The sequence below is a fragment of the Gemella sp. GH3 genome (assembly GCF_013415425.1).
GTDB lineage: Bacteria > Bacillota > Bacilli > Staphylococcales > Gemellaceae > Gemelliphila.
Genome location: NZ_JACBYC010000228.1, coordinates 1 through 426, shown reverse-complemented (window position 1 = coordinate 426; position 426 = coordinate 1). Strand labels below are relative to the sequence as shown.

Genomic DNA, 426 nt, shown 5'->3' with positions numbered 1-426 from the left:
AGTTATACTGGACCAATCAATAGCTTTTGTCGTTTTAAATCCGTTTAATTCAGTAAGCGTATCTGGTTGAGGATATGCCTTTCCAACAACGGTGCCTATAAATTCTAAATCAGTTTCAACCAAATCGAGGCGTAACTCTTCTTTAAGTTCTCGTTGTAACGCCTCAACATAGCTTTCACCTTCATCGATTTTACCACCCGGGAAATAATATTTATCTCTATTACGAACTTGAACGAGTAAAATTTGATTTTCTTTCTCTTCAACTAAACAAACACATTTAATCATTCGAATAAACACCCTACCCTATTCTTTATTACTTCAAAAAGCTTTTTATATTTAGTATTATGTTATCATAAATTAAATGATGAAGTGATTGAGTTCAAAATGGATAATTTTGAGTATAACAATATATCAATCATTTATGAG

At 31.0% G+C, this 426-nt stretch carries 1 protein-coding gene; it reads right to left on the bottom strand.

What is annotated here, in order from left to right:
• The coding region (locus tag HZY83_RS07840) for an NUDIX hydrolase (protein WP_179943483.1) at nucleotides 1-285 on the bottom strand (285 nt) is incomplete at its 3' end.
• Between the last annotated feature and the right edge of the window lie 141 nt (nucleotides 286-426).